The sequence below is a fragment of the Microbacterium sp. PI-SA-G genome (genome assembly GCF_057215335.1).
Genome location: NZ_CM170103.1, coordinates 3,324,851 through 3,339,212 on the forward strand (window position 1 = coordinate 3,324,851; position 14,362 = coordinate 3,339,212).

Annotated in this window: 16 protein-coding genes and 1 tRNA gene; 7 read left to right on the top strand and 10 right to left on the bottom strand. The window is 68.6% G+C overall.

The features are described from left to right. The first annotated feature begins 21 nt into the window (after nt 1-21). A tRNA-Thr gene (locus AC2D10_RS16410) sits at nt 22-94 on the top strand. A 100-nt stretch (nt 95-194) separates the two neighbouring features. Further along, nucleotides 195-1,148: an aldo/keto reductase gene (locus AC2D10_RS16415; RefSeq protein WP_484709177.1), complete on the top strand. Its 954-nt coding sequence runs from the start codon at nt 195-197 to the stop codon at nt 1,146-1,148. A 24-nt stretch (nt 1,149-1,172) separates the two neighbouring features. Here AC2D10_RS16415 and AC2D10_RS16420 read toward each other — a convergent pair whose 3' ends face one another. From AC2D10_RS16420 to AC2D10_RS16440, 5 genes are all read right to left on the bottom strand, one after another. Next, the gene (locus AC2D10_RS16420; RefSeq protein WP_484709179.1) at nt 1,173-1,859 is read right to left on the bottom strand and encodes a response regulator; all 687 of its coding nucleotides are present in this window, start codon (nt 1,857-1,859) and stop codon (nt 1,173-1,175) included. Next, a complete protein-coding gene (locus AC2D10_RS16425) occupies nt 1,856-3,142 on the bottom strand; it encodes a sensor histidine kinase (RefSeq protein WP_484709181.1) in 1,287 nt (428 codons plus the stop codon). Before AC2D10_RS16425 ends, AC2D10_RS16420 begins: the two co-directional genes overlap by 4 nt. Before the next feature lie 10 nt (nt 3,143-3,152). Further along, nucleotides 3,153-3,980 carry an ABC transporter permease gene (locus AC2D10_RS16430; RefSeq protein WP_484709182.1) on the bottom strand — a complete coding sequence of 276 codons (828 nt, stop codon included), beginning with the start codon at nt 3,978-3,980 and terminating at the stop codon, nt 3,153-3,155. Then, nucleotides 3,977-4,888, bottom strand: coding sequence for an ABC transporter ATP-binding protein (locus tag AC2D10_RS16435; protein WP_484709183.1), 912 nt, complete (start codon nt 4,886-4,888; stop codon nt 3,977-3,979). The genes AC2D10_RS16430 and AC2D10_RS16435 overlap by 4 nt, the downstream gene beginning before the upstream one ends. 107 nt (nt 4,889-4,995) lie before the next feature. Beyond that, on the bottom strand, nt 4,996-5,649 hold the full coding sequence (locus AC2D10_RS16440) for an SOS response-associated peptidase family protein (protein ID WP_484709184.1): 654 nt from the start codon (nt 5,647-5,649) through the stop codon (nt 4,996-4,998). 104 nt (nt 5,650-5,753) lie between these two features. Here AC2D10_RS16440 and AC2D10_RS16445 point away from each other — a divergent pair, with 104 nt between their 5' ends. Further along, nucleotides 5,754-6,668: a DMT family transporter gene (locus AC2D10_RS16445; protein WP_484711861.1), complete on the top strand. Its 915-nt coding sequence runs from the start codon at nt 5,754-5,756 to the stop codon at nt 6,666-6,668. 4 nt (nt 6,669-6,672) lie between these two features. On the opposite strand, the gene AC2D10_RS16450 is transcribed toward AC2D10_RS16445, so the two are convergent. Continuing rightward, entirely contained in the window at nt 6,673-7,224 is a 552-nt protein-coding gene (locus tag AC2D10_RS16450) for a nitroreductase family protein (protein ID WP_484709185.1), read from the bottom strand. Beyond that, nucleotides 7,221-7,625: a peptide-methionine (R)-S-oxide reductase MsrB gene (gene msrB, locus AC2D10_RS16455; RefSeq protein WP_484709186.1), complete on the bottom strand. Its 405-nt coding sequence runs from the start codon at nt 7,623-7,625 to the stop codon at nt 7,221-7,223. Before msrB ends, AC2D10_RS16450 begins: the two co-directional genes overlap by 4 nt. A 70-nt stretch (nt 7,626-7,695) precedes the next feature. Between msrB and AC2D10_RS16460 the strand changes: the two genes are divergently transcribed. The 4 genes from AC2D10_RS16460 (at nt 7,696) to groL (ending at nt 11,336) form a co-directional block, all read left to right on the top strand. Continuing rightward, the gene (locus AC2D10_RS16460) at nt 7,696-8,688 is read left to right on the top strand and encodes a DUF2332 family protein (RefSeq protein WP_484709187.1); all 993 of its coding nucleotides are present in this window, start codon (nt 7,696-7,698) and stop codon (nt 8,686-8,688) included. Nucleotides 8,689-8,697: 9 nt separating this feature from the next. Beyond that, nucleotides 8,698-8,955: a DUF3263 domain-containing protein gene (locus AC2D10_RS16465; RefSeq protein WP_484709188.1), complete on the top strand. Its 258-nt coding sequence runs from the start codon at nt 8,698-8,700 to the stop codon at nt 8,953-8,955. A gap of 70 nt (nt 8,956-9,025) precedes the next feature. After that, a complete protein-coding gene (locus AC2D10_RS16470) occupies nt 9,026-9,592 on the top strand; it encodes a LytR C-terminal domain-containing protein (protein WP_484709189.1) in 567 nt (188 codons plus the stop codon). Nucleotides 9,593-9,716: 124 nt separating this feature from the next. Next, on the top strand, nt 9,717-11,336 hold the full coding sequence (groL, locus tag AC2D10_RS16475; protein WP_484709190.1) for a chaperonin GroEL: 1,620 nt from the start codon (nt 9,717-9,719) through the stop codon (nt 11,334-11,336). 86 nt (nt 11,337-11,422) lie between these two features. Here the strand turns inward: groL and AC2D10_RS16480 are convergent, their stop codons facing one another. From AC2D10_RS16480 to AC2D10_RS16490, 3 genes are all read right to left on the bottom strand, one after another. Next, entirely contained in the window at nt 11,423-11,710 is a 288-nt protein-coding gene (locus tag AC2D10_RS16480; protein ID WP_484709191.1) for a WXG100 family type VII secretion target, read from the bottom strand. 131 nt (nt 11,711-11,841) lie between these two features. After that, complete coding sequence (locus tag AC2D10_RS16485) at nt 11,842-13,533, bottom strand: sensor histidine kinase (protein WP_484709192.1); 1,692 nt, start codon at nt 13,531-13,533, stop codon at nt 11,842-11,844. A 41-nt stretch (nt 13,534-13,574) separates the two neighbouring features. Beyond that, nucleotides 13,575-14,267 (bottom strand): response regulator transcription factor, encoded by a 693-nt coding sequence (locus AC2D10_RS16490; protein ID WP_484709193.1) that lies wholly within the window; start codon nt 14,265-14,267, stop codon nt 13,575-13,577. Nucleotides 14,268-14,362: the final 95 nt, after the last annotated feature.

Below are 14,362 nucleotides of genomic sequence, written 5' to 3' on the forward strand. Positions count from 1 at the left end.
ATCGCTAAGCTGATGGCACCCGCCGACTTGGCGCAATTGGTAGCGCACCGTACTTGTAATACGGGGGTTGCAGGTTCGAGTCCTGTAGTCGGCACCGTCTCCTCCTGTCTGCCCTGATCGGTGAAGGCTGACCGTGCGCGCGACATGCAGCGTCATCCGGGAATGCTCCTTCGCCGCGATCGGTTGTGCCGAGCATGACTCGTATCGGAACCAGTGATCTTGACGTCCTCCCGCTCTCGCTCGGCGGCAACGTGTTCGGATGGACGGCAGACCGCGAGGCCTCCTTCGCTGTGCTCGACGCGTTCGTGGCCGGCGGAGGCGACTTCGTCGACACGGCCGACTCGTACAGCTCCTGGGCGCCGGGAAACTCCGGCGGCGAGAGCGAGACGATCATCGGGGAGTGGCTGGCGTCTCGGAAGCCCGCGAACATCGTCGTCGCCACGAAGGTGAGTCAGCACCCGGATTTCGCGGGACTGTCAGCCGCGAACGTCCGCCGGGCGGCGGAGGCTTCGCTGCAGCGCCTCGGCGTCGACGTCATCGACCTCTACTACGCGCACTTCGACGACGCGTCGGTGCCGCTGGAGGAGACAGTGGGGGCATTCGGGCAGCTCCTCGACGACGGCCTGGTGAAGAACATCGCGGTGTCGAACTACAGCGCCGAGCGCGTCCGTGAATGGATCGACATCGCCCAGCGCACCGGTGCCACGCTTCCCGTGGCCGTGCAGCCGCACTACAACCTCGTCCACCGCAACGAGGTCGAAGAGACGATCATCCCCGTGGCGCAGGAATTCGGTCTCGGTCTCGTGCCCTACTACTCCCTGGCGAGCGGATTCCTCACCGGAAAGTACCGGTCGACGGATGCCGCCGGGCAGGACTCGCCCCGCGCCGAGGGGGCTGCGAAGTACGCCACGGACACCGGTCTGCGAATCATCGACGCCCTCGAGGAGATCGGCGACGCGCACGGTGCCTCGATCGCCGCGACCTCACTTGCCTGGCTGCGTGCGCAGCCCACTGTCGCGGCACCCATCGCCAGCGCACGCACGGTCGCCCAGGTTCCCGACCTGCTCGCCGGAGCACGTCTGGAGCTCAGCCCCGACGAGGTCGCGCACCTCAGCCGGATCTCGGAGTGGTCGGCCGCTCGCTCGTGAGCGGGCGGTGACGTCGGCGGGGGATCAGCGCGCGGAGCGCGGGGGTTCCTCGTCGACGAGACTCAGGCGGTGCGCGAGGATGACGGCGTGCACACGGTCGCGGGCCCCGAGCTTGGAGAGCACGCGTCCGACGTGCGTCTTCACCGTCGACTCGCTGACGAAGAGCGCCCGCCCGATCTCGGCGTTCGTCAGCCCTCGACTCATCGCCAGGAACACCTCGCGCTCCCGCTCGGTCAGCGACGAGATCATGTCGCTCTGCGCCGGAGCGCCCCCGGTGCCGAGCAGCGGTGTGACGTGGGTGAGCAGTAAGCGGGTGACGCGGGGCGAGAGGGCGGCGTCGCCCCGGTGCACCGCACGCACGGCCGCCAGCATCTCGTGGCGCTGCACGTCCTTGAGCAGAAACCCGCTCGCACCGGCCTGGATGGCGCCGAAGGCGTATTCGTCGAGATCGAAGGTCGTGAGCACCAGCACGCGCGTCGCCGGATGGTCGCGGACGATGGCCTCGGTCGCGGCGATGCCGTCGAGCCCCGGCATGCGGATGTCCATCAGGACCACGTCGGGCTTCAGGGCAGCGACCTGAGCGATCGCCTCGCGTCCGTCGTCGGCCTCGCCGACCACGACGATGTCGTCCTCCGCGTCGAGCACGAGCCGGAAACCGACACGGATCAGCTGCTGATCGTCCACCAGCAGGACGGTGATCGGATCGGTCATGGGCGGGTCTCCGTCGCTTCGATCTGAGGGGGGATGATGATCTCGCCGGTTCCTGCAGTGGGCGGGACCGTGGCGCGCAGCATCCATCGGTCGTCACCGACGCGGCCGTATTCGATGCTGCCGTGCACGTGGGCCATACGTTCGGTCAGACCGCGCAACCCGAATCCGGGGGCCTGCCGTGCGTCGGTCACGCCGTCGTTGATGATCGTGACCGTCGTGCCCGAGACCGCGTGCGTGATGCGCACTGAGATCGAGGTCGCCATCGGCGCATGGCGCATCGCGTTGGTCACGCCCTCCTGCACCAGGCGCGACACGGCGTGCGCGACGACGGGGCAGAGCTCTGCCGCATCCATGACCGACAGCGTGACGGGATAACCCGCGCGCTGCGCGTTCGCGACCGTCTCGTGCGGCGGCGGGGCCAGCAGAGGAGTGAGCGGCTCGCCCTTCGGATCATCGGTGCGGAGCACGCCCAGCATGCCACGCATCTCCTGCAGTGCGCCGCGGGCGGTGGACGCTGTCGCAGTGATGGCCGCATCAGCCTGTTCCCGGTCGGAGGTCGCCGACGCGCCCTCGGACAGAGCCACGATCACGGTGAGCGAATGCGAGACGATGTCGTGCATCTCGCGAGCGATGCGCGCTCTCTCGTTCGCCGCCGCGAGCTGCGCCTGTTGATCGCGCTCGACGAGCAGCTGGCGGGAACGGTCGATCACCGCCTTGATGTATCGCCGCCGCCCGGAGACGTTCGCGCCGATCAGAGCGCCGATCGTGCCGAGCAGGATGGAGTTGACGATGACATCCGTGCCGCCCTCAGGTGTCACGGCGCCGAGCGATATGAGGGGCGCCGCCGCGGCGATGACCACGGTCACTCCGACGCCCAGTCCGATCCACGCGGCGCGCACCGAGCCGTGCACCGCCAGTGCGTAGCAGCTGGCGAGGAGGATGAGCGTGCCACCCGGGCGCTCCCCGAGCAGAAGGATCAACTCGAGCGCGAATGCCGTGATCACCGGAACGACCGGTGCACGGCGGCGCAGCAGTATGGCGAGACAGGCGATCACGATCCAGGCGGGCGTCAGCACGTCGAGCGCCGCGGCGGCATCCGGCGAGAAGACGGGGCCCAGGCTCCCACCGGCCAGCAACCCGACCACGAGACAGAGCACTGCGATCGAGAGGTCGGCGAGGAAGGGATGGCGCGCCCAGAAGCGCCGGAACACCCCTGGATCGCGCGGCAGCCGGAGCGCCTCGTCCTGCAGGACCGAGATGCTGCGGCTGCGCGCGGTGCTCACGACGCCGACTCTACGCGTCGCGCGTGCGGAGCACGGCCCAGGCTGCCAGCATCCCGGCGGCGACCCACGCCGCAAGTGTCAGGTACCCGCCCGCACCTCCCAGGGCAGAACCTTCGGGGAAGATCGCGCTCTGTGCGGCGGCGACCGGCAGATACCCGAGCGCTTTGACGATCCACTGCGCGCCGTCTCCGGCGAAGGAGAAGAAGCTGGCGACGATCGGCAGCACGAAGAGCAGTCCGACCGTGGCGGAGATCGCTCCCGCAGCGGAGCGGAGGATAAAGCCGAAGGACACGCCGATCAGCGCGAAGACCGCCATGCCCACCGACGCGGCGACGATCGGTCCCAGCGACGCCGACGGATCCGCCCAGTTGATGCTCTGTCCGCGAGCAGCGATCACCAGCGACACCGCGAGGGATGCGCCGAAGAAGGTCGCGAGCGAAGAGACGAACAGAAGAACGGCGACCATCGCGGCCTTGGCGGCGAGCACGCGGCCGCGCACGGGATTCGCCGTGAGGGTCGATCGGATCATGCCGGTCGAGTACTCGCCGGTGACGCTGATCGCCCCGAGAATGCCCGCCAGCAGCATGGTGAACTGCAGCGGCAGCACGACGGCCTGGATCGGGTTGATGCTCGGGTCGGCGAGGTTCTGCGCGATCAGCATGGCGACGCCGATCGTGATCGCCGCCACGACGCCGATCGACCACCAGGTCGAGCGCAGCGTGGACAGCTTGATCCACTCGCCGTGAAGCGCTCGGACGAAGGTGACGCCGTGGGCGGAGTCCGATGGCACCGCCGAGTTCGGTCGCGAACGGGTGGTGGGGGTGCCCGGGGCGGTCATGAGTTCTCCTTGGTGCGGTATTCGACCGCGTCGCTGGTGAGCGCGAGGTAGGCGTCTTCCAGCGATCCCGCGGCGGGGGTCAGTTCGTGCAGCGGGATTCCGTGCTGCGCCGCGATGTCTCCGATGCGTGCCGCCGGGACGCCGGCGATCTCGAGCAGGTCCGGCGCGGTGCTCAGGATCTCGACCTCGGGGCCGCTGAGTGCGGTCGCCAGGTCGGCCGTGCGCGGGGTCCGCACGCGAACCGTGGTGCGCGTCCACGCCCGCACGAGCTCGTCGAGCGGTGCGTCGGCGAGCACCGTTCCCCGACCCATCACGATCACGTGATCAGCCGTCTGCGCCATCTCGCTCATGAGATGGCTGGAGAGGAGCACCGTCCGTCCCTCCGACGCGGCACGCCGCGCGAACTGTCGGACCCAGAGGACCCCCTCGGGGTCGAGACCGTTCACCGGCTCGTCGGGGATGAGCGTGTGCGGATCGCCGAGCAGGGCGGAGGCGATCCCGAGCCGCTGACCCATGCCGAGAGAGAACTTGCCGGCGCGCTTGCGGGCGACGGAGCTGATTCCCGCGAGATCGATGACCTCGTCGACGCGGGAGGCGGGGATGCCGTGAGTGGCGGCCATCGAACGCAGGTGGTCCCGAGCGCTGCGTCCGGTGTGCACGGCTTTCGCGTCGAGGAGCACGCCGACCTCACGGATGGGTGCGCGCACTTTGCTGTACTCGCGGCCCGCGATGGTCGCCCGCCCTGACGTCGGTCGGTCCAATCCGACGATCATCCGCATCGTGGTCGACTTGCCGGCGCCGTTCGGCCCCAGGAATCCGGTGACCTTCCCGGGCTGGATGGTGAATGACACGTCGTGGACGGCGGTCTTGTCTCCGAATCGCTTCGTGAGCCCCTCAGCTGTGATCATGCTGTCAACGCTACGGACGGAGACCCTTGTCGCGCGTCATCCTGAGGTGCCGTATTCCGGGCACCAGGTGTCATCCTCGCGGACGACGTGTCTGTTTTCGCGTGCGCTCAGAAGAGACGATCCGCCCGCTTGTCGTCGGAGCGCGCCCGTGTGCCGACGCGGTCGTCGAGACCCGACGCGGCCAAGAGGGCCTCGTCGATGACCTCTCGTCCGCTCTCGCCCGTGAGCCAGTCCTCGGCGAACGAGGACGGGACCAGCAGCGGCATGCGATCATGCACGTCGGCCAGGTGCGCGGGTGCGGGTCGCATCACGATCGAGTAGCACGTGAACGAGGTGCCGTCGGCCGTGCGGCCCCGCTGAGTGACCGCGGCCATCCCGAACAGTGCTCCGTCGTCGACGAGGAACTCGTGCCACTGCCGCGACGGCTTCTGCATCTCGAACCAGCTGGTGGCCGGCACGATCGCCCGCGACTTGAGCGCACCGGGCTTGTCCTGCAGGCGTTCGGAACGGGTGTTGATCGAGGGAAACTTCGCCGGCTCGCCGCCCACGAGAAAGCCCCACCACGCCGGCTCGAGCGCCACCCCGTCGTCGGAGGGCAGGACGAGCGGATTCAGGTTCCGGAGGTTCTTTCCCGTCGGTCGGATGGTCTCGCCCGCATTGTGTTCCGCCCACTCGCGAAGGCCGTCCAGCACCGCCTCGTCGGCGGCGGCCAGCAGCTCTGAATCGGTGAATCGGGGATCGAGGCCATAGCTCGCGCACATGCCGCCAGGGTAGCCCCGGCCGCCGACATCTGTCACGGCGGCCGCGCTGCCACCGGCTCGGATAGGGTCGTCGGGTGACTCAGACGCGCGCCATCCCCGCACCGCTGGCGCTCGGGGGCGCCGTGGCGATCGGCGTCATGACCGCGATCCAGGCACGCATCAACGGCGTCCTCGGAGTGCGCATCGACGACGGGATCGTGGCCGGGCTGGTGTCGTTCTCGGTCGGGCTGCTGGCGTTGATCGTCGTGGTCGCAGCGCTGCCCTCAGGCCGGTGCGGGGTGTCGCGCCTGTGGAGCGGAGTCCGCGGACGGACGATCCACGCGTGGATGCTGCTGGGCGGCACCTGCGGCGCCCTCACCGTGTCGACGCAGGGACTCACGGCCGGGGTGCTCGGCGTCTCCCTGTTCACGGTGGGAGTCGTCGCAGGGCAGACTCTGCACGGACTCGTGCTCGATCGGATCGGCTTCGGACCGGCGGGAGTCGTGGCCATCACTCCGGGGCGCGTGCTCGGGGGAGTGCTCGCGCTCGCCGCGGTCGGCATCTCGCTGAGCGGGGGCGTGCTGGCCTCGGCTCCGCTGTGGATGCTGGTGCTGCCGTTCGCGGCCGGTGTCGGCATCGCGTGGCAGGCCGCCACGAACGGTCGGCTGTCACAGCGGGTGGGTTCGCCGCTCACCGCGACTCTGATGAGCTTCGTCGCCGGCACGGTGGTGCTGCTGGTCGCCGCCGCCGTCAGTGTGACCGTGAACGGAATGCCGCAGGCGCTGCCCGGCGAGCCCTGGCTCTACCTCGGCGGCTTCCTCGGATTCGCGTACATCCTGCTGGGCGCGTTGATCGTCGCGCACACGGGGGTGCTCCTGATGGGACTCGGATCCGTGCTCGGTCAGCTATCGGCATCGGTCGTGATCGACCTGGTCTGGCCTGCGCAGTCGGGCCCGGCGCTCTGGCAGATCATCGCCATGGTGATCGTGGCCGTGGCATCCGTCGTCGTCGCAGTGCCCTGGCCCCGCCGCCGGGCGTGATCGGCTACTTCTTCTTGGCCTTCTTCGGCATGCGCGTGAGCAGCTTGCGGGCGTCGACCGCCTTGCGGCGACCCGCCCGCTTGCCCGCCGGCTTGCGTCCGACGTACAGCCATCCCAGCAGCACTTCGTTCTTCTCGAGCCCGTGTGCCTTGGCCACGGCCTTCGACCGCGTGTAGTGGCCGGTGCGCCACAGGACGCCCCACCCGGCCTCGTCGAGCAGCAGACTCAGCATGTGCGCGACGCCCGAGGCGACTGCCTCCTGCTCCCACTGCGGAACCTTGTCGCTCTTGCGGAAGCTCGCGGCCACAGCGATCAGCAGCGGTGCGCGCAGCGGTTTGGTCGACGGCGATCGATCGCCCTCGGCCTTGGCGATGGCTGCGCCGAGCAGCTCGCGGTCGCTTCCTCGCAGCTCGATCAGACGCCAGGGGCGCAGCGACGAGTGATCGGCCACCCGTCCGGCCGCAGCGACATACGTCAGCAGCTCTTCACGAGACGGCGCCGTGTCGTCGACCTTCGACCACGACTGACGGGATCGGATCGCGTCGAGCGCGCTCACGACTCTTCGGGCGTGAAGTTGAGAGCGATCGAGTTCATGCAGTAGCGGTCACCGGTGGGCGTGCCGAAGCCGTCCGGGAACACGTGACCCAGGTGCGAGCCGCAGTTCGCGCAGCGGACCTCGGTGCGCACCATGCCCAGGCTGGTGTCATCGATCAGCTGCACGGCATCCGGGCGGATCGATTCGTAGAAGCTCGGCCATCCGCATCCGGAGTCGAACTTCGTGCCGCTCTTGAACAGCTCGCTGCCGCAGGCCCCGCAGGTGTAGAGGCCGGCCCGGCCCTCGTCGAGCAGCTCGCCCGTCCAGGCGCGCTCGGTGGCCGCCTGGCGCAGCACTGCGTACTGCTCGGGCCCGAGTTCCTCGCGCCACTCGTCTTCGGTCTTGTCCACGCTGTACGACATGCTTCCTCCTGAGTCCAGACCATTCTCTCGCGTTCGAGGGGTGTCGGTCGCAACACAGGACAATAGACGTATGGATCAGGCTGTGCAGGAGCGCTACGCGCGATTCGCTCGCGACGAGGCGCCCGGACGCAGCGCGCTCTACGGGGCCTGGGCCGAGGGGGTGTCCGGCGACGCTGGCGTGCAGGCGGTGCTGGCACGCATCCCGGAGAACCGCCGTCAGCCTCCGCTCGTCTTCGCCGTCTCGCGACTGCTCGGTGCGCCGCTCGACGACTATGCGTCCTGGCGCCGGTTCGTCCTCGCCCACGCCGATGCGCTGGTGACCGAATGCGGACGACGCTCGCTGCAGACGAACGAGCCCCTGCGGCTGGCGCCCCTGCTGCCCGTGCTGTCGCAGATCGAGCGCCCGATCGCGTTGCTCGAGATCGGGGCGTCCGGGGGCCTCTGCCTGTACCCGGACCGCTACTCGTATCGCTTCACGGACGCGGACGGCGGAGTCCGTGCACTCCTGGATCCCGTCGACGGCACCTCGACGGTCGTGCTCCCGAGCACGGTGCGCGGTGCGCTGCCCCCGCTGCGGATGCCGGAGGTCGTCTGGCGCGCCGGCATCGACCTCGCGCCCCTCGATGCCCGAGATGCTCAGGATCGACGCTGGCTGCGCGGCCTCGTGTGGCCGGGGGAGACCGGCCGCGAGGAGCGGATCGACGCCGCGCTCGACATCGCCGCAGCCGACCCGCCGCTCCTCGTCACCGGCGACGCGCTCGCCGAACTCGATGCCCTTGTGGCGAGGGCTCCCTCCGACGCGACTCTGGTGATCACCACGCCGGGGGTGCTCGTGCACATCCCGCGCGCAGAGCGCATCGCACTCGTCGAACAGATCCGCGCGCAGCGGGGACACTGGATCACGATCGATCCGCCGGGGCTGCTGGATGTCTGGCAGCCGTCGGTGAACGCCACGGAGTGGGACGGATTCGTCGTCGCGATCGACGGTCGGGTGCAGGCGTCGGCTGACCCACTCGGACGATGGTGGGAGTGGCGCGCCTCGATATCGGAGGACGCGTTCTAATGTGAAGCCATGCTGGGTGAGCTCACGGAACGCGATCGCGCGATCCTCGCGATGGAGATCGCGTGGCCGCGCCACAGCGGCGCGAAGGAAGAGGTCATCCGCGCACAGCTCGGCATGAGTGCCGCCCGGTACTACCAGCTGCTCGGCCGACTGATCGACTCGGCCGCCGCGCTCGAGTACGACCCGATGCTGGTCCGACGCCTGCGTCGCATCCGTGATTCCCGGGCGTCAGTGCGGACCGCGCGCATGCCGGGTTTCGTCGGCTGAGAGCCACGCCGGCGCACGACGAGCGCGTGCGCGTCGCGGATTGACAGGTGCGTGCCGCTAGCATCGAGGGGTGTCAAAGCCCACCCGTGATCGATTCGACGACGTCCCCCATTCCGCCGGTCGTGTCGGAGCGCATCGCGCAGAAGCGCCGGGGATGAACGGCTGGGTCGTGCTGCTGTGGTCGTTCGTGGCGGCGCTCGTGCTCATCATCGTCGGCATCTTCGCAGCGCTCGTCGTGATGGGACGCATCACGCCGTTCCCCGAGCCGGGGTCGAGTGCGACGCCGGCGCCCGTGGACACCGGAGTGGTCGACACGACGTTCTCGGTCATGATCCTGAACGCCACACCCGACGAGGGCCTCGACACGCAACTGCGCGATGATCTGATCAACAACGGCTGGCCGGCCGAGATCGTCTACGCGTCTCCGAGCGAGAGCTCCGACTTCGCCACCACGACCGTGTACTACGTGGAGGCGGACGACGAGCCCGCCGCCGTCGGATTGGCCGGTCTCATCGGTGGCGCCGAGGTGGCGCAGAGCGACTTCTACGCCGGTCTCAACGAGAGCGGCGGGGAGCAGTTGGTGATCGTGATCGGTCTCGATCGCTCGACCTCCGCGCCGGAGACGCCCGCTCCCTGATCGACGGTCGCCGCGCGGATCGCGCGGCTTGCACTCGGAGGGGTCGAGTGCCAGAATGGCGTTAGCACTCTCACACCCTGAGTGCTAAACCCCACGTCTACGTCCAGGAGGGACGAAAAAACTCATGGCAAAGATCATTGCTTTCGATGAGGAGGCCCGACGCGGCCTCGAGCGCGGCCTCAACATCCTCGCCGACGCCGTCAAGGTGACCCTCGGCCCGCGCGGCCGCAACGTCGTTCTCGAGAAGAAGTGGGGAGCCCCCACGATCACGAACGACGGCGTCTCCATCGCCAAGGAGATCGAGCTCGACGACCCGTACGAGAAGATCGGTGCGGAGCTCGTCAAGGAGGTCGCCAAGAAGACCGACGACGTCGCCGGAGACGGCACCACGACCGCCACGGTCCTGGCCCAGGCGCTCGTGCGTGAAGGCCTGCGCAACGTCGCAGCCGGTTCCGACCCGATCTCGCTCAAGCGCGGCATCGAGAAGGCCGTCGCCGCGATCACCGAGGAGCTCCTCTCGAGCGCCAAGGAGATCGAGTCCAAGGAGCAGATCGCGGCCACGGCTTCGATCTCCGCCGCTGACCCCGCCATCGGCGAACTGATCGCCGAGGCGATCGACAAGGTCGGCAAGGAAGGCGTCGTCACCGTCGAGGAGTCGCAGACCTTCGGCACCGAGCTCGAGCTCACCGAGGGCATGCGCTTCGACAAGGGCTACCTGAACCCGTACTTCGTCACGGACCCCGACCGTCAGGAAGCCGTCTTCGAGGACGCGTACATCCTGATCGCGAACCAGAAGATCTCCAGCATCAAGGACCTTCTGCCGATCGTCGACAAGGTGATCCAGGACGGCAAGGAGCTCGTCATCATCGCCGAGGACGTCGAGGGCGAGGCTCTCGCGACTCTCGTGCTCAACAAGCTCAAGGGCATCTTCAAGTCGGTCGCCGTCAAGGCTCCCGGCTTCGGGGACCGTCGCAAGGCGCAGCTGCAGGACATCGCGATCCTCACCGGTGGTCAGGTCATCACCGAAGAGGTCGGCCTCAAGCTCGAGAACGCCACGCTCGACCTGCTGGGTCGTGCGCGCAAGGTCATCGTCACCAAGGACGAGACCACGATCGTCGAGGGAGCCGGCGAGGCAGCCCAGATCGAGGGTCGCGTCACGCAGATCCGTCGCGAGATCGAGAACACCGACAGCGACTACGACCGCGAGAAGCTGCAGGAGCGCCTGGCCAAGCTCGCCGGTGGCGTCGCCGTCATCAAGGCGGGGGCTGCGACCGAGGTCGAGCTCAAGGAGCGCAAGCACCGCATCGAGGATGCCGTTCGCAACGCGAAGGCAGCCGTCGAGGAGGGCATCGTCCCCGGAGGTGGCGTCGCGCTGATCCAGGCCGGCACCAAGGCTCTGGCCACGCTCAACCTCACGGGTGACGAGGGTATCGGTGTCAACATCGTGCGCGTCGCCATCGAGGCTCCGCTGCGCCAGATCGCGCTGAACGCCGGCCTCGAGCCCGGTGTCGTCGCGAACACGGTCGCCGGTCTCCCGACCGGTCACGGCCTCAACGCCGCGACCGGCGAGTACGGTGACCTCTTCGCACAGGGCATCATCGACCCGGCCAAGGTCACGCGTTCCGCTCTGCAGAACGCTGCCTCGATCGCCGGTCTGTTCCTCACGACCGAGGTCGTCGTCGCCGACAAGCCTGAGAAGGCCGGCGCACCGATGGGTGACCCGTCGGGCGGCATGGACTTCTGATCCTGCGAAAGGATCAGGGACTCCGAGTTCACTGACAGAAACGCCCCGGCTTCGGCCGGGGCGTTTCTGCGTTCATCGGCGGCGACTCAGCGGAACAGGCTCGCGGAGTACTGGTCGGCGTCGGCGTACTGGGTCGCGGCTGAGCCGAGGGCGGTGCCGATCGAGTCGAGGACCTGCTCGACGTGCAGTTGTGCGCCCCGCCACTGCTCGGCGCACGTCTGGAACGCGTTCGACGCGGTCCCGACCCACGACGACTGCAGCTGCCCCAGCTGAGCCATCAGTGCGGCGGACTCGCCCTGCAGGCGGGCCATGGTGGCATGGGTGGCGCCGTGCGCGGACTGCACGGCTTCGGTGTCGACGGTGAAGACGGACATTCGGACTCCTTCTCGTAGGGACTCCCGACGTTAGGCGTGCGAGGCTCGCCACGATCACCCTCGTCCGTGCCGCGAACGGGTCCTGTGCGCAACCGCGGGCGGCGCAGGTGTGTGCGGGGCGGGTGCGCGGTTCAGAGGTCGAGTCGCTGCAGCGGCTGCGTGTCTTCGAGCAGGTGCTCGGGGATCGCCCGCGACGGTGCGAGGGGGAGGGTGACCGTGAAGGTGGCGCCGCCGCCCGGGGTCTCCGACACCGCCACGCTGCCGTGCAGCGCTTTCATGATCGACGCGACGATGGCGAGGCCCAGCCCGGAGCCGCCCGTCTCGCGTGCCCGTGAGGTGTCTGCACGCCAGAACCTCTCGAATATCTGCTCGCGGATCTGCGGCGGAATGCCCTCGCCGTGATCGACGATGGCGATGTTGGCGGTGCCGCGCACGCGGTCGGAGTCCACGACGATCTCGATCGGACCGTCCTCGGGCGAGAACCGGCGGGCGTTGCCGAGCAGGTTCGTGACGACCTGACGGACCTTGTTCTCCTCGCCCTGCACGATCGGCGGCGTGCGCACCGGGGTGTCCGGCGACTCTGAGAAGTCGAGCATCGTGGTCGTCGGCTCTTCGGCAGACGGACGAGGACGGCGCCGTAGCCGACCCAGGGTGCCGCGCGTGATGGCGCGGGGCGGCGGGGTCTGGTCGAGCTGCTTCGGGATGCTGCGGGTGGGCGCCGACACCGATTCGTTGGTCAGGTCGATCACCGTGACGGTGCGACCTGGAGCCGCGGCGCGCAGGTCGAGCGCCGCATCGCGGGCGATCGGACGCAGGTCCAGCGGGACGATCTCGGGCTCGCGCTCCTCGTCCAGACGAGCCAGGGCCAGCAGGTCCTCGACGAGAACCCCCATGCGGATGGCTTCCTTCTCGATGCGCTCCATCGCGCGGGCGGTGTCTTCCTCGCCCTTGATGGCTCCCATACGGTAGAGCTCCGCGTACCCGCGAACGCTCACGAGCGGGGTGCGCAGCTCGTGGCTGGCGTCGCCGATGAAGCGCCGCATGTGCTGCACGCTGCGATCACGCTGGGCGAGCGACCCGTCGACCCGGTCGAGCATCGTGTTGATCGCCGTGTTCAGGCGACCGACCTCGGTCGTCGGCTCCAGGTCGGTGAGTCTTTGGCTGAAGTCGCCCGCGGCGATCGACATCGCCGTCGCCTCCACCTGCCCGAGGCGTCGGAAGGTCAGCGTGACCAGCCCGCGTGTCAGCAGGGCGGCGATGAGGATCGTGATGAAGGCGATGGTGATGTAGATGCTGAAGTACTGGCCGACGACTCGATCCGCACCCGTGAGCGGCAGTGCCACGAGCTGGGTGCGCAGGGCGCCGCCCTCGTAGGTGAGCACGGCGACCGTGGCACGGAAGACCTTCCCGTCGGAGCTCTTGATGTCGAAGACCGCCCCGTCATTCGCCTGGGCTCGTTGCAGCGAGAACGTGTCCTCGAACAGCGGGGCGGATGACTCGGTGCCGCCCGCGGTGGCCCGGAGGTTGCCCTCCGAGTCGTAGACGGCGAAGGCGAAGTCGCGCGGCTGCTCGGCCTTGCGCGTGTAGACGATCTCGCCGTCGACCGTCGTGGTGTCGAGATACCGCCCGACGAGATCGCCCGACACCAGCGCCGGCAGCTGCGCGTCGATGTTCGCCACGAGCGCCGAGCGCAGCAGCGGCACGGTTCCGATGCCGGCGATCAGCAGACCGAGGGCGAGAAGAGCCACGGTGACGCCGGTCACCTTCGCCCGCAGGCTGATGCGCCGCCACCAGCTGGTGACCGCATCCGGCTTGTGCGCCATGCGGTCCTCCCCGTGTGCGGCGTCGTGCGGTGAGACGGCGGTCAGACCGACTTGCCGACCTTGAGCATGTATCCGAAGCCGCGCTTGGTCTGGATCAGCGACTCCTCGGTGTGCGGATCGATCTTGCGGCGCAGGTACGAGATGTAGCTCTCGACGATGCCGGCGTCGCCGTTGAAGTCGTACTCCCACACGTGATCGAGGATCTGCGCCTTCGACAGCACCCGGTTGGGGTTGAGCATCAGGTAGCGCAGCAGCTTGAACTCCGTCGGGCTGAGCTCGATGGGCTCCTTGCCCACGTGCACGTCGTGGGTGTCCTGATCCATCGACAGCTCGCCGGCGCGGATGATCGACTCTTCGTCGGCCTGCATCGTGCGGCGCAGGATCGCCTGAGCCCTGGCCACGATCTCGTCGAGGCTGAAGGGCTTGGTGACGTAGTCGTCGCCCCCGGCGTTGAGCCCCTCGATCTTGTCGTCGGTGCCGTCCTTGGCGGTGAGGAACAGGATGGGGGCCGTGAAACCGGCACCTCGAAGACGCTTGGTCACGCTGAACCCGTTCATGTCGGGCAGCATCACGTCGAGGATGATGAGGTCCGGCTCCTCCTCGAGCACAGCGGAGATCGTCGCGGCGCCGTTGGCGACCGTCTTCACCTGGAAGCCGGCGAAGCTCAGACCCGTCGAGAGCAGGTCGCGGATGTTGGGTTCGTCGTCGACGACCAGGATGCGGGCAGCAGTCATGACCCCATTATGGTGACTCCGGCCATGATGATGCTGACCATCGCTCGGAATGGCGTGGTCCCGGGCCTTTCCCGGCGGGTCGTCGGCGCGCACGG

Excerpts from the sequence above, each read along its gene's own strand:
- AC2D10_RS16415 (WP_484709177.1), top strand. The coding sequence starts at position 195 with ATGACTCGTATCGGAACCAGTGATCTTGACGTCCTCCCGCTCTCGCTC.
- AC2D10_RS16420 (WP_484709179.1), bottom strand. The coding sequence starts at position 1,859 with ATGACCGATCCGATCACCGTCCTGCTGGTGGACGATCAGCAGCTGATC.
- AC2D10_RS16430 (WP_484709182.1), bottom strand. The coding sequence starts at position 3,980 with ATGACCGCCCCGGGCACCCCCACCACCCGTTCGCGACCGAACTCGGCG.
- AC2D10_RS16435 (WP_484709183.1), bottom strand. The coding sequence starts at position 4,888 with ATGATCACAGCTGAGGGGCTCACGAAGCGATTCGGAGACAAGACCGCC.
- AC2D10_RS16440 (WP_484709184.1), bottom strand. The coding sequence starts at position 5,649 with ATGTGCGCGAGCTATGGCCTCGATCCCCGATTCACCGATTCAGAGCTG.
- msrB (WP_484709186.1), bottom strand. The coding sequence starts at position 7,625 with ATGTCGTACAGCGTGGACAAGACCGAAGACGAGTGGCGCGAGGAACTC.
- AC2D10_RS16460 (WP_484709187.1), top strand. The coding sequence starts at position 7,696 with ATGGATCAGGCTGTGCAGGAGCGCTACGCGCGATTCGCTCGCGACGAG.
- AC2D10_RS16465 (WP_484709188.1), top strand. The coding sequence starts at position 8,698 with ATGCTGGGTGAGCTCACGGAACGCGATCGCGCGATCCTCGCGATGGAG.
- groL (WP_484709190.1), top strand. The coding sequence starts at position 9,717 with ATGGCAAAGATCATTGCTTTCGATGAGGAGGCCCGACGCGGCCTCGAG.
- AC2D10_RS16480 (WP_484709191.1), bottom strand. The coding sequence starts at position 11,710 with ATGTCCGTCTTCACCGTCGACACCGAAGCCGTGCAGTCCGCGCACGGC.
- AC2D10_RS16485 (WP_484709192.1), bottom strand. The coding sequence starts at position 13,533 with ATGGCGCACAAGCCGGATGCGGTCACCAGCTGGTGGCGGCGCATCAGC.
- AC2D10_RS16490 (WP_484709193.1), bottom strand. The coding sequence starts at position 14,267 with ATGACTGCTGCCCGCATCCTGGTCGTCGACGACGAACCCAACATCCGC.